Genomic DNA, 12,811 nt, shown 5'->3' on the forward strand with positions numbered 1-12,811 from the left:
GCCTCTCACTTGTCCGTCGCGAGTTCGTAGGTGCGGTCCCGGTCCGGGACGCTGGTCTCGCTGCCGGGCGCCACCAGCGCGAGCCGGACGCGCTGGGCGAAGGACTCGGCGTAGGTGATGCGCTGGGCGTCGAGGGTGGACAGCGCGAAGGTGATGGGGACGGCCTGGCTGGGCTGCTGCTGGTTCTTGCTCTGGTCCGGGTCGAGGGCGGTGATCTGGCCGACGTCGAGGACCCGGGCGTTGGCGACGATGATCTTCGACTGGTCCGGGTCGCCCTCCTTCTTCCCGGCGAAGGTGGCGTACACGTTGACGTGCGATCCCGGGGTGATCTTCCCCGCCACGCCGGTCGCCGCGTCGATCATGATGGCGACCTCCTGCTGTCCGGGCTGGAGGGCGGGCTGGTCGACGATCATGTCGGTCTGCAGCAGGGAGCCCGCGCGCAGGGTGGTGACGGCGATCTTGCCCTGGATCTGCCGCAGGTCGGTGACCGCGTTGCCGGACAGCCACCGCCTGGGCATCTTGATCTTCTCGAACTGACCGGCGCCGAGGGTGGTGTACGGCTTCACGTCGGACCGCACCCGGTAGGCGGTGACCTCGGGCCCGACCTTGGAATCGACGTTGTGGACGACGGAGAGCACGCCGGCGAACGCGCCGAGAGCGCACAGGACCGAGAGGATCAGGAGTATCACGCCGCGGCGCTGACGGGAGTTCATGAACCGTGCAACCTCATTGGGGGAATCGGTCGAGCGGACTGGGGACGTGCGGGTCGGGTCAGGCGGGCGTGCGCTGTTCCAGGGCGCGGGGCGCGGCGGGTTCGCGGGCGGGCGGGGTGGCGGAGCAGAAGACGCAGCGGTCGCCGATGACGTCCAGGCCGCACCAGTGGCAGGCGGTCTGCCGCACCGAGGTCACCAGCTGGTACAGAACGGACAGATCGGCGAGGTAGCTGCAGAACTCGGTCATGCGGCCCGTCCCCCACCACACCGGGGACTCGGCGGGCAGCGGGACCTCGCGCAGCCCGTGCACGCTCCACTGCCCCGCGAGACCGGCGACCCAGTCCCCCGGCAGCTGCCCCTTGGCGACGAGCATCCAGGTGGTGAACTCGGGGCCCTTGAGCGTGACACCGGGACCGGTGCGCACGAGCTGCGGCTCGGGGTGCGCGAGCACGGCGAACTGGCTGCCGGGCACCCAGGACTTGGCGTGCGCCTTCAGTCCGACCGGCACCCGGTCCAGCCTGGCGACCGAGGCGAGGACGGCCCCGGCGTGGATGTAGTGGGTGAGCAGGCGCCCGGCGGAGGCGAGGACGCCCGGACTGAGGTCGCAGGAGGCCAGCTGCCGCAGCTGCCGGGCGAGCACGGCGATGCCGAGGGGCGGCAGTTCGGGCCGGAAGACGGCGATGCGGTCGCTCTCCAGCAGCGAGCGCAGGGTGTGCAGCCGCCGCACGACGGGCTCGGGGGTCGCGGTCGAGCAGACGACGATGACGTATCCGTACTGCTCGGTCAGGGTGTGGAGTTCGGTGAGCGCGTGCTCCAGGGGCCGCTGGTCGAGGCCGCCGAGCACGACGGCCGGCATGGTCCGTTCGTCCTGCGCCGGCAGCGCCATGTCGGCACTGGTCACGGCAATGGCAGTTGGCACGCGCAGCTCCCCGCTCTTCACACCCGCCGGCCCACGGAGGTGACTCCCGTGCGCCAGGACGACTTCACTGCGTGACTACGTGAGCACTGTATCCACGGCCGTATGGCCGGAGAACAGCGTTTGTGAAGCTCGCGTGGAACTCTCCGGTCACAACTTGGGCCATATCCGGACAGCTTGAGCCGCGATCCGGAAACGGTTTTGGTCTGGACCTCTTGACACCCGGATTGGTCTGGACCAACTTGTATGCCCAACGGTGGCCACCGCATCTCTCCCCTCCCTTCCCCTCCCACGCCAAGGCGCCCTCGCCGAAGCCCCCTTCCCCACCGGAGGCCCCAGTGGACCATGCACCAGGCATACCCAGACCCCGTGGACGGCGAATCACCCTGTGGTCCGCCGCCACGGCCCTGGCCCTCTCCGTGGCCGGCCTCACCGCGGCCGCGGGCCCGGCCTCCGCGGCGGACGTCAACAACGTCAGGAACGCGGGCTTCGAGTCGGGCCTGTCCAACTGGACCTGCACGGCCGGCAGCGGCACGACGGTCTCCTCCCCGGTGCACTCCGGCTCCTCCGCCCTGAAGGCGACCCCGGCCGGCCAGGACGACGCCCAGTGCACCCAGACGGTCGCGGTCAAGCCCAACTCGACGTACACCCTCAGCGCCTGGGTCCAGGGTGGCTACTCCTACCTGGGCGTGACCGGCACGGGCACGACGGACGTGTCCACGTGGACGCCGGACACCTCCGCCTGGAAGCAGCTGTCGACGACCTTCACCACGGGCGCGTCGACGACCTCGGTCACGGTCTACACGCACGGCTGGTACGGCCAGGCGGCCTACTACGCCGACGACGTCTCGGTCTACGGCCCCGACGGCGGAGGCGGCGGTGACCCGGCCCCCACGGTCCCGGCGGCTCCGGCCGGCCTGACGGTCTCCGGTACGACGTCCTCCTCCGCGTCGCTGTCCTGGTCCCCGGTGACGGGCGCCACGGGCTACAACGTCTACCGCGACGGCACGAAGGTGACGGCGGTGACGGGAACGTCGGCCACGGTGACGGGCCTGACGGCGTCCACGTCGTACTCCTTCCAGGTGACGGCGACCAACACGGCGGGCGAATCGGCGAAGTCGGCGGCGGTGACGGCCACGACGTCCTCCGGGGGCAGCAGCGGTGGCGGCGGTGGCTCCGTGCCCAAGCACGCGGTGACCGGCTACTGGCAGAACTTCAACAACGGCGCGACGGTCCAGAAACTGTCGGACGTCCCCTCCTCGTACGACATCATCGCGGTGGCCTTCGCGGACGCCACGTCGACTCCGGGTGCCGTGACCTTCAACCTGGACTCGTCCGGCCTGGGCGGCTACACGGTGGACCAGTTCAAGGCGGACATCAAGGCCAAGCAGGCGGCCGGCAAGAAGGTCGTCATCTCGATCGGCGGCCAGAACGGCACGGTGTCGATCAGCGACTCGACGTCGGCGACGAACTTCGCGAACTCGGTCTACTCCCTCATGCAGACGTACGGCTTCGACGGCGTGGACATCGACCTGGAGAACGGCCTCAACGCGACCTACATGACACAGGCCCTGCGCGCCCTGTCGGCCAAGGCGGGCTCGTCCCTGATCATCACGATGGCCCCGCAGACGATCGACATGCAGTCGACGTCGAACGCGTACTTCCAGACGGCGCTGAACGTGAAGGACATCCTCACGGTCGTCAACATGCAGTACTACAACAGCGGTTCCATGCTGGGCTGCGACGGCAAGGTCTACAGCCAGGGCTCGGTCGACTTCCTCACCGCCCTCGCCTGCATCCAGCTCCAGGGCGGCCTGGCCCCGTCCCAGGTGGGCCTCGGCCTCCCGGCCTCCACGAGCGCGGCGGGCAGCGGCTACGTGTCCCCCACCGTGGTGAACAACGCCCTGGACTGCCTGACGGCCGGCACCAACTGCGGCACCTTCAAGCCCGCCAAGACCTATCCCGACCTGCGGGGCGCGATGACCTGGTCGACGAACTGGGACGCGTCGGCGGGCAACGCGTGGTCGAACGGGGTGGGGGCGCATGTGCATGCGCTGCCGTGACATGACACGTGGCATGACATCCGACCGATGACACCGACGCCCGGGCCTTCAGCGGCCCGGGCGTGATCACACGAGTCCGCCGTCGCCGGGGCCGGACGCCTATGCGGACTCTTCCGCCGCGGAGCCTTCCTCGAAGTACGCGTCCAGGACCGCGTCCAGCTGGTCGTCCCACTCCTTGAAGAGGGACTTCGACGTCGCCTCGATCTCGATGGGATACCAGCGGCGCTCGGGCGTGTGGACGGTGATCGTGTAGCGCTTGCCGAAGCGGGGGGTCTCCGTCTCCACCGCCGCGATCTCGTCCCAGCGGAACTCGCAGGACTCCTCGTCCAGACGGAGGCGGACGCCCTTGCGGTCGGCCACGATCCTCGCGCGGCGGTCGGCGGCCTCGAAGACCGGGCCGTCCTCGGGGCCGTTGTCCGGGCCGTCGCCGTCCGTGGTCTCGCCGGACTCCGCGGTCACGTCGGTCTCGTGGGTCCCGTCGGGCTCCGTGGTCTCCTCGGGCGCCTTCGCGTCCTCCGGCTCCGGCGAATCCGGCGAATCCGCCGGCACCACCGCGTCCTCCGGCTCGTCGGACTTCGCCGGTGCCGGGGCCGTGATCCCGGGGATGAACGCCGGGTCGAAACCGGCGCCCGTCACGGGCTCGGCCTTCAACGGCTCGGCCCCGTACGGCTTGCTGCTCGCTCCTATGCGCTGCTCCACGGCGGCAGTATGGACGACTTCCCTGTGCCGGAACCAGTCAGCCCGCTCATCCCCTTTCACTCCAGCAACGCGGAGCGTCACCACAACCGCTCTCTCACGCCGTGAAACGCCTCTACCCAACACTCCGTGAAGCCCGAGAATGCGAACAGTCATCGCATAGATCATCCGAATTGGCGACATCCGAGAAAGATGCGTTCACGTTTTCGGTGGCCGTACTACGGTCCGATGCCATGAAGCTGGTGATCCAGGTGAAACTGCTGCCGACGCCCGAGCAGGCGTCGGCTCTGGAGTCGACCCTGCGCGCCTGCAATCGGGCCGCCACCTACGCCTCGCAGATTGGCTTTGCCCAGGACATCAAGGACCGCAACGGTCTGCAGAAGGAGGTGTACGCGGATCTGAAGGCAACGTTCGGGCTGTCGGCGCAGCCGGTGGTGAGGACGGTGAAGAAGGTCGTCGACGCCTACGCGTCACTGAAAGCCAACCTGCGGGCGGGGCGTTTCGGCCCGCCCACCTCCAAGCGGTACCGCAAGGCGGTCAGCACGCCGATCGTCTTCCGGCCGGAGGCGGCCCAGCCGTTCGACGACCGCTGCCTGTCCTGGCAGTACGACGCACGCACCGTCTCCATCTGGACCGTGGACGGGCGGACGAAGGGGATCCGGTTCGCCTGCTCGCCCGATCGGCTCAAGACGCTCGTGACGTGCCGCAAGGGCGAGAGTGACCTCGTCCGGCGCGGCGGCAAGTGGTTCCTGGTCGCCACATGTGAGATCCCCGATCCGCACGTGTATGAGCCGGTCGACTGGATCGGAGTGGACCGCGGCATCGTGAACCTGGCCACTACGTCCGACGGCACCAATCACCAAGGCCGCCGCCTGACGCGCTACCGGCGCTGGCAGGCCCGCAAGCGTGCCGAACTCCAGCGGAAACAGACGCGCTCGGCCACCCGCCGCCTGGCCCGCCGGAGACAGAAGGAGCAGCGCCATGCCACCCACGTGAACCACCGCATCAGCAAGGAGATCGTGTCCGTCGCACAACGCACCGGTCGCGGGATCGCCGTCGAGGAACTCGGCGGGATCCGCGAGCGGGTACGGCTACGCCGCGACCAGCGGGGCACCCTCTCCGCCTGGCCCTTCCACCGGCTCGGACAGCACCTCGCCTACAAGGCCAAGAAGGCCGGGGTGCCGTTCCTCGAGGTGGACGCGCGCCATACCTCGCAACGCTGCCCGCGCTGCGGCCACACCGAGCGGGCCAACCGGCCCGACCGGGACCTTTTCCGCTGTCGTCGGTGCGGGCTCGCTGGCCCGGCCGATGTCGTCGCCGGGGTCAACGTGCGCGATCGCGCACGCTCGGCGTGGGTGCTTGTCACCGCACCCGCATCCTCCCCCTGACCATCGGGGGGGTGGGTGGATGCGACCCGTGACCGTCCTGTCGTAGGGGGCAGTCGGGAGCGCGACAAGGTGTGAACAACCGCGAACACAAGCTCGGTCGTTCACGGCCAAGAAGGTGACACGAACAAACCGACCACCGCCGCCACCGCGAACCCCGTCACCGACAGCACCGACTCCAGGACCGTCCAGGTGCGCAGCGTGTCGCGTTCGCTGATGCCGAAGTACTTGGCCACCATCCAGAAGCCGCCGTCGTTGACATGGGACGCGAAGATGGAGCCCGCGGAGATGGCCATGATGACCAGGGCCACGAAGGGCTGGGAATGGTGGCCCGCCGAGAGCAGGGGCGCCACGATGCCCGCCGTCGTCACGATCGCCACCGTCGCCGAGCCCTGCGCCACCCGCAGGACCAGCGAGATCAGGTACGCCAGGACGATCACCGGCAGGCCTACGCCATGGAACGTGTCCGACAACGCCTGGGCCACCCCGCTCGCCTTCAGTACGGCGCCGAAGACCCCGCCGGCGCCCACCACCAGCAGGATGTTGCCGACCGGCTTGAGGGAGGAAGTGGACACCGCCTCCAGGGACTTGCGGGACCAGCCGCGGCGGATGCCCAGGAGGTAGTAGGCGAGGAGCAGGGCCAGGGTCAGGGCCACGAAGGGGTGGCCGAAGAACTCCAGGACCGAGCGGGTGGGGGACGGGTCCAGGGCGATCGAGGAGAAGGTGGCCACGAGGATCAGGATGAGGGGTGTGCCGATGATGGCCAGGACCGTGGTGAGCGGCACCGGACGCTCCTGGGGCTCCACTCCCTGGGCGCGCTGTTCGGCCACGACCGCCCCCTTCGCCTCCTGGGCCGCCTCGACCATGTCCTGCGGTACGGCGACGAAGATCCGCTGTCCGATCCAGGCGGAGTACGCCCAGGCGGCCAGTACGGCCGGGATGCCGCAGACGATGCCCATGAGGATGATCCAGCCGAGCTGGACGTGGAGGAGGCCCGCGGCGGCGACCGGGCCGGGGTGCGGGGGCAGGAAGGCGTGGGTCATGGAGAGGCCCGCCAGCAGGGGCAGGCAGTAGAGCAGGATCGACTTGCCGCCCCGCTTGGCCGCCGCGTAGACGAGCGGGGCCAGGACGAAGATGCCCACGTCGAAGAAGACCGGGATGCCGAAGATCAGGCCCGTCAGGCCCATGGCCAGGGGGGCGCGCTCTTCGCCGAACAGGCCGAGCAGGCGGGCCGCCAGCACCTCCGCGCCGCCGCTGACCTCCAGGATCGCGCCGAGCATCGTACCGAGCCCGATGATGATCGCGACGTGGCCGAGGATGCCGCCCATGCCGGACTCGACGGTGGAGACGGCGTCGGAACGCTGGACCGTGCCGAAGAGCTCGGTGACCGACAGGCCGGCCAGCAGGCCCACGGCTATGGAGACGGCCAGGAGGGCCACGAAGGGCTGCAGCCGGACCTTGATGATCAGGAACAGCAGCAGAGCTATGCCGAGGGCCGCGACCGTGAGGAGGCCGGGGGTGCCGTGCAGGAGGAGGAGCAGGCCTCCGGTGTGGGGTGGGGTGGCGGGCGTGGCAGCAGCCAAGGGGATGAAGGACATACGGGGGTCCTCTGCTTAAGTTCATGGTGCTTTCGGGCAGGGTGGATCGCGGTGCGGCGGCCCGGGGGTGGGGGCCGCCGTACCGGGAGGGGGCGTGCGGGAGGTGGGGGACCGTCAGGCGCTCAGCCGAGTACGGCGAGCGCGTCGATCTCGATGAGGAGGCCGGCCGGGAGACCGACGTAGACCGTGGTCCGGGCGGCGGGCGGCTGGGTGAGGCCCTGCTCCTCGAAGTAGGCGTTGTAGATCTCGTTCATCTCGGCGAAGTGGTCCACGTCGGTGAGGTAGACGCGGATCATCATCACGTCGTCCCAGCTCGCGCCGCCCTCTTCGAGGATCGCCTTGACGTTGGCGAGGGTCTGGAGGGTCTGCTCGCGCAGGGTGGGACCGGCCGGAGTCGGGGGCCTGCCCTCCTCGGCGGGCAGGAAGCCGACCTGGCCGGCGACCTGGAGGATGTTGCCCTTCTTCACGCCGTGGGAGAACTTGGCGGGCGGGGTGGTGTGGGTCTTCGGGGTGAGGGCGGTCTTCTCGGTCATGCACGGTCCTCGTCTGTCATTCGGGGTCGCCCACTGGCGTTCTTCCGGAGTACTCGCCGCTGATCGCGTCCGCGGTACGGCGGACCTGCGGGAGCAGGGTGAGGAGTTCCTCGGCGGTGACGACCACGTTCGGCGCGGACACCGACATCGCGGCGACCACGCGGCCGTCGGCGCCGCGGATGGGGGCGGCGACGCAGTTGATGGACTCCTCGTGGCCACCGAGGTCGGTGGCCCAGCCCTGTTCGCGGACCTTCTCCAACTCCCGCAGGAAAGCGGGGGCGTTGGCGGTCGAACGGGGCGTGTACAGGGGGTATTCGAGCTTGTCCGCGAGGGCGCGGCGCTCGGGTTCGGGCAGGTCGGCGAGGAGGAGTTTGGCCACGGCCGCGACGGTGATGGCGACGGGCTTGCCGATCCGCGAGTACATGCGGACCGGGTAGCGGCTGTCCACCTTGTCGATGTAGAGGACCTCGCCCTCCTCGTACACGGCGAGGTGCACGGTGTGGCCGCAGGCCTCGTTCAGCCGTACCAGGTGGGGGTGGGCGATCTCGCGGATGTCGAGGTTCTCCATCGCCTCCTGGGCGAGGGCGAAGAGCCGGGCGCCGAGGCGGTAGCGCTGGTCGGACTGGCGGTAGACCAGGCCGTGCTCGTGCAGGGTGCGCAGGAGGCGGAGCGCCGTGGATTTGTGCACGCCCAGGCGGTCGGCCACCTGGCCGAGGTCCGCGGGGCCCTCGGCGAGGAGCGGCAGGATGCTCAGGGCGCGGTCTACGGTCTGGCTCATGGGGTGTTCGCCTCCTCCGTTGCCCGCTCGGCCTGCGTCCAGCCGGGGGCGAGTCGAAGTCTCCCCCATGCGGTGTCGTCCAGGGCGGTCAGGCGGTCGGCGTGGTCCCGGGCGGGGGGCGTGGCCAGGTCGCCGGGGGTGGTGAGGGCGGCGGCGGCGAAGAGGTGGCCGTGGCGGAGGCGGTCCCGTACGGGCAGGTCGCGGAGGGTGGCGGAAAGGAAGCCGGCGGCGAAGGCGTCTCCCGCGCCGACGTGGGCGACGACGTCCACCTGGGGAGCGCGGACGAACGTCGCGGTGCCGTCGGCGTCCTCCGTACCGTCGCCGGTCCTGCCGAAGGCGGTCGCGCCGGCCTTGCCCCGCTTGACGACGACCATCGCCGGCTCGGGCAGCGCCCCGGCGATGGACCGTCCGCCGTGCAGCCCCCAGGCGTCGCGGGCCTCGTCGTCCCCCACGAACACGATGTCCGCGCGCCGCGCCAGGTCCAGCAGGACGCGCGGTCCGTCGGCGCCGCGCCACAGCGCGGGCCGGTAGTTGACGTCGAAGGAGACCAGCGGACGGCCGGGGCGGGGTGCCGTCAGCTCACGCATCAGGTCGAGGCACGCGCCGGACAGTGCGGCCGTGATCCCCGACAGGTGCAGCACGCGGCCCGCCCGTACCGCGCGGAGGTCCACGTTTCCCACCGACATCGCCGAGGCCGCCGAGCCGGCCCGGTAGTACGCCACCTCGTGCGCACCCGTGCCCCGGTCGCCTGCGGTACGGAAGTACACCCCCGTCGGCCGCGCCGGGTCGCGGGAGACGGACGAGACGTCGACGCCGTACCCGGCGATGCACTCCACCAGGTGGTCGCCGAAGCCGTCCGCGCCGACCCGGCCGATCCAGCGGGCGGTGTGCCCGGCGGCGGCCAGCACGCAGGCCACGTTGGACTCGGCGCCGCCGATCGCGCGGTCGAAGGAGGGCACGTCCGCGAGGCGGCCCGGCCGGCTGGGCAGGAAGGTGACCATGGACTCGCCGAGCGCGACCACGTCCACGTCCACATCCCGCACGGCCGAACCCTTCACGGGGTAAGCAGCGTCCTTGATGATGACTCCTGTCCGATACCCGGGTAGCGGCTCCGTTGACCCGGCGTCGGCGAGATGCTAGACACCAAGCAGCAATACATGCAATGACCGTTGCAGAGAGTGCAACGGGTCGAGAGAGGGGCTCCATGAGCAGCAGCGAAGCGCTCGCCCGGCTGGCCGAGGAACGCGTCGACCACCGCTTCAAGGGCCTCCCGCCGGACGCCGACGGCCTCACCGTCGGCGAACTGACCGCCCAGCGCCGCAACCTCTTCTCGGCGGAACCCGGAGGCGGCGGCTTCACCACTCCCCTCCTCGTCCTCTCCGCGGAGCGGCTCGCGCACAACCTGGCGCTCATGGAGACGTACGCCGCCCGGCACGGCCTCGCCTTCGCCCCGCACGGCAAGACCTCGATGGCCCCGCAGCTCTTCCAGCGCCAGATCGAGCACGGCGCCTGGGGCATCACGCTGGCGGTCCCCCACCAGGTGCGGGTCGCCCGGGCGTTCGGCATCCAGCGGGTCTTCCTCGCCAATGAGCTGGTCGACGCCCCGGCCCTGCGCTGGATCGCCGCCGAACTCGCCGCCGACCCGGACTTCCGGCTCGTCTGCTACGTCGACTCCGTGCGCGGCGCCGAGCTGATGGACGCGGCCCTGAAGGGCTCCGCGCGGCCCGTCGACGTCGTCGTGGAGCTCGGCGCCGGCGAGGGCGCGCGGACCGGGGTGCGCACGGAGGCCGAGGCCCTCGCCGTGGCCGGTGCGGTGGGCCGTACGCGCACGCTGCGGCTCGTGGGCGTCGCCGGTTACGAGGGCGAGGTCCCGCGGGCCGATCCGGAGCGGGTGCGGTCGTACCTGCGGCGGCTGGTCGCGCTCGCCGCCGGCCTCGACAGGGCCGGACACCTCAAGGACGCGGAGGAGATCGTGGTGAGCGCGGGCGGCAGCGCCTGGTTCGACGCGGTGGCCGACGTGTTCGAGGAGATCCCCGAGCTGTCCCTGCCCGTGCTGAAGCTGCTGCGCTCGGGGGCGTACGTCTCGCACGACGACGGGCACTACCGCAGGCTCACCCCCTTCACCCGCGTCCCCGAGGAAGGGGCGCTGGAGCCCGCCTTCCGGCTGTGGGCGCAGGTCGTCGCCCGGCCGACCCCCGAGCAGGCCTTCGCCAACGCAGGCAAGCGTGACGCGGCCTACGACCTGGACCTGCCGGCCGCCCAGGTGGTACGCCGGAACGGTGCCGAGCGCCCGGCCCACGGCATCACGGTGACCGGCCTGTCCGACCAGCACGCCTGGCTGCGCACGGAGCCGGGCGCGGACGTCGAGGTCGGCGACTGGATCGGGTTCGGCCTGTCCCACCCGTGCACGTCGTTCGACAAGTGGCAGCTGATCCCGGTGGCCGAGGCCGACGGGACGGTCGTCGAGTACATCCGTACGTTCTTCTAGACCCGCGGGAGGAACCGGCCGTGGAGCAACTCGTGATCCGGGACGCCGACGTCGTGGACGGCAGCGGCGAACCGTCGTACCGGGCCGATGTGGTGGTCGACGGCGGCCGGATCACCGGAATCGTCAAGGAGGCCGCCGCGGCCGGCTGCCAGCGTCCGCGCGCCGTGCGGGAACTGGACGCGGAGGGCCTGGTCCTCTCCCCCGGCTTCATCGACATGCACGCCCACTCCGACCTCGCCCTGCTGCGCGACCCCGACCACAGCGCGAAGGCCGCGCAGGGGGTCACGCTGGAGGTCCTCGGGCAGGACGGGCTGTCGTACGCGCCCGTCGACGACCGCACGCTTCAGGAGGTACGGCGGGCGATCAGCGGGTGGAACGGGTACGGCGACGACCTCGACCTCGACTGGCGGTCGGTCGGCGAGTATCTCGACCGGCTCGACCGGGGCATCGCCGTCAACGCGGCCTATCTCGTCCCCCAGGGCACGGTCCGCGCGCTCGCCGTCGGCTGGGAGGACCGGGAGGCGACACCCCAAGCGCTGGACCGGATGCGGCAGTTGGTCGCCGAGGGCATGGAGCAGGGGGCGGTCGGGCTGTCCTCCGGGCTGACGTACACGCCCGGCATGTACGCCCCCGACGCCGAACTGACCGAGCTGTGCCGGGTGGTGGCGTCGTACGGCGGCTACTACTGCCCGCACCACCGCTCCTACGGCGCCGGGGCCCTGGAGGCCTATGCCGAGATGGTCGCCCTGACGCGGGAGGCCGGCTGTCCGCTCCATCTGGCCCACGCCACGATGAACTTCGGGGTCAACGAGGGCCGCGCGCCGGACCTGCTGGCCCTGCTGGACCAGGCGCTGGACGCCGGCGCGGACATCACCCTCGACACCTATCCCTACACCCCCGGCTGCACCACCCTGGCCGCGCTGCTGCCGAGCTGGGCGAGCGAGGGCGGCCCGGAGGAGATCCTGGCGCGGCTCGGCGACCCGGCGACGGCCGCGCGGATCCGGCACGACCTGGAGGTGACCGGCTCGGACGGCTGTCACGGCGTGCCCGTGGAGTGGGGGACGATCGAGATCTCCGGGGTCGGCGACCCGGCGCTCGGGGAGTACGTGGGCCGTACCGTACGGGAGTCGGCCGCCGTGCGCGGGGAGGCCCCGTGGGACACCGCCCGCCGGCTGCTGGTCGAGGACCGGCTCGGTACGACGATCCTCCAGCACGTCGGCCACGAGGACAACGTCCGCACGATCATGCGGCACCGCACCCACACCGGCGGCTCGGACGGCATCCTGCGGGGCGCCAAGCCACACCCGCGCGCCTACGGCACCTTCCCGCGCTATCTCGGCCACTACGTAAGGGAGTTGGGGATCCTGTCGCTGGAGGAGTGCGTCGCCCATCTCACGTCCCGGCCCGCGGCCCGGCTGCGGCTGCCGGACCGGGGGCTGGTGCGCGAGGGGTACCGGGCCGACCTGGTGCTGTTCGACCCGGAGACGGTGGCGCCTGGCGCGACGTTCGCCGAGCCCCGCACGCTGCCGACCGGTATCCCGTACGTCCTGGTCGACGGACGGTTCGTCATCGAGGACGGGAAGCGGACGGACGTGCTCGCGGGCCGGTCCGTCCGCCGTACGCCCGTATGACCGTATGACC

At 71.0% G+C, this 12,811-nt stretch carries 11 protein-coding genes; 4 read left to right on the forward strand and 7 right to left on the reverse strand.

The features are described from left to right. Window positions 1-5: 5 nt before the first annotated feature. Both cpaB and ABB07_RS14215 read right to left on the reverse strand, forming a co-directional pair. Window positions 6-713, reverse strand: coding sequence for a Flp pilus assembly protein CpaB (gene cpaB / locus ABB07_RS14210; protein ID WP_208899062.1), 708 nt, complete (start codon window positions 711-713; stop codon window positions 6-8). A gap of 58 nt (window positions 714-771) precedes the next feature. After that, the gene (locus ABB07_RS14215; RefSeq protein WP_208899063.1) at window positions 772-1,653 is read right to left on the reverse strand and encodes a hypothetical protein; all 882 of its coding nucleotides are present in this window, start codon (window positions 1,651-1,653) and stop codon (window positions 772-774) included. 314 nt (window positions 1,654-1,967) lie between these two features. Between ABB07_RS14215 and ABB07_RS14220 the strand changes: the two genes are divergently transcribed. Further along, window positions 1,968-3,692 (forward strand): chitinase, encoded by a 1,725-nt coding sequence (locus tag ABB07_RS14220; protein WP_208899064.1) that lies wholly within the window; start codon window positions 1,968-1,970, stop codon window positions 3,690-3,692. A 99-nt stretch (window positions 3,693-3,791) separates the two neighbouring features. Here ABB07_RS14220 and ABB07_RS14225 read toward each other — a convergent pair whose 3' ends face one another. Continuing rightward, complete coding sequence (locus ABB07_RS14225) at window positions 3,792-4,391, reverse strand: hypothetical protein (protein ID WP_244189354.1); 600 nt, start codon at window positions 4,389-4,391, stop codon at window positions 3,792-3,794. A gap of 230 nt (window positions 4,392-4,621) precedes the next feature. Between ABB07_RS14225 and ABB07_RS14230 the strand changes: the two genes are divergently transcribed. Then, window positions 4,622-5,776, forward strand: a complete 1,155-nt coding sequence (locus ABB07_RS14230) for an RNA-guided endonuclease InsQ/TnpB family protein (protein ID WP_208903435.1) — start codon at window positions 4,622-4,624, stop codon at window positions 5,774-5,776. 101 nt (window positions 5,777-5,877) lie between these two features. Here ABB07_RS14230 and ABB07_RS14235 read toward each other — a convergent pair whose 3' ends face one another. The 4 genes from ABB07_RS14235 to ABB07_RS14250 all read right to left on the reverse strand — a co-directional run bounded on the left by ABB07_RS14235 (window position 5,878) and on the right by ABB07_RS14250 (window position 9,716). Continuing rightward, window positions 5,878-7,371: a GntP family permease gene (locus ABB07_RS14235; protein WP_208899065.1), complete on the reverse strand. Its 1,494-nt coding sequence runs from the start codon at window positions 7,369-7,371 to the stop codon at window positions 5,878-5,880. 122 nt (window positions 7,372-7,493) lie between these two features. Continuing rightward, window positions 7,494-7,904, reverse strand: a complete 411-nt coding sequence (locus ABB07_RS14240; RefSeq protein WP_208899066.1) for a RidA family protein — start codon at window positions 7,902-7,904, stop codon at window positions 7,494-7,496. A gap of 16 nt (window positions 7,905-7,920) precedes the next feature. After that, window positions 7,921-8,682: an IclR family transcriptional regulator gene (locus ABB07_RS14245; RefSeq protein ID WP_208899067.1), complete on the reverse strand. Its 762-nt coding sequence runs from the start codon at window positions 8,680-8,682 to the stop codon at window positions 7,921-7,923. Then, a complete protein-coding gene (locus ABB07_RS14250) occupies window positions 8,679-9,716 on the reverse strand; it encodes a sugar kinase (RefSeq protein ID WP_208903436.1) in 1,038 nt (345 codons plus the stop codon). The genes ABB07_RS14245 and ABB07_RS14250 overlap by 4 nt, the downstream gene beginning before the upstream one ends. A 170-nt stretch (window positions 9,717-9,886) precedes the next feature. Between ABB07_RS14250 and ABB07_RS14255 the strand changes: the two genes are divergently transcribed. Both ABB07_RS14255 and ABB07_RS14260 read left to right on the forward strand, forming a co-directional pair. After that, window positions 9,887-11,170, forward strand: a complete 1,284-nt coding sequence (locus tag ABB07_RS14255) for an amino acid deaminase (RefSeq protein WP_208899068.1) — start codon at window positions 9,887-9,889, stop codon at window positions 11,168-11,170. A gap of 20 nt (window positions 11,171-11,190) precedes the next feature. Further along, window positions 11,191-12,801: an N-acyl-D-amino-acid deacylase family protein gene (locus tag ABB07_RS14260; RefSeq protein ID WP_208899069.1), complete on the forward strand. Its 1,611-nt coding sequence runs from the start codon at window positions 11,191-11,193 to the stop codon at window positions 12,799-12,801. Window positions 12,802-12,811: the final 10 nt, after the last annotated feature.

This window comes from Streptomyces incarnatus (genome assembly GCF_001027185.1).
GTDB classification, from domain to species: domain Bacteria; phylum Actinomycetota; class Actinomycetes; order Streptomycetales; family Streptomycetaceae; genus Streptomyces; species Streptomyces puniciscabiei.

What these genes read in the sequence shown, in the direction of transcription:
- ABB07_RS14240 (WP_208899066.1), bottom strand. Translation starts at nt 7,904, where the DNA reads ATGACCGAGAAGACCGCCCTCACCCCGAAGACCCACACCACCCCGCCC.
- ABB07_RS14230 (WP_208903435.1), top strand. Translation starts at nt 4,622, where the DNA reads ATGAAGCTGGTGATCCAGGTGAAACTGCTGCCGACGCCCGAGCAGGCG.
- ABB07_RS14235 (WP_208899065.1), bottom strand. Translation starts at nt 7,371, where the DNA reads ATGTCCTTCATCCCCTTGGCTGCTGCCACGCCCGCCACCCCACCCCAC.
- ABB07_RS14255 (WP_208899068.1), top strand. Translation starts at nt 9,887, where the DNA reads ATGAGCAGCAGCGAAGCGCTCGCCCGGCTGGCCGAGGAACGCGTCGAC.
- ABB07_RS14245 (WP_208899067.1), bottom strand. Translation starts at nt 8,682, where the DNA reads ATGAGCCAGACCGTAGACCGCGCCCTGAGCATCCTGCCGCTCCTCGCC.
- cpaB (WP_208899062.1), bottom strand. Translation starts at nt 713, where the DNA reads ATGAACTCCCGTCAGCGCCGCGGCGTGATACTCCTGATCCTCTCGGTC.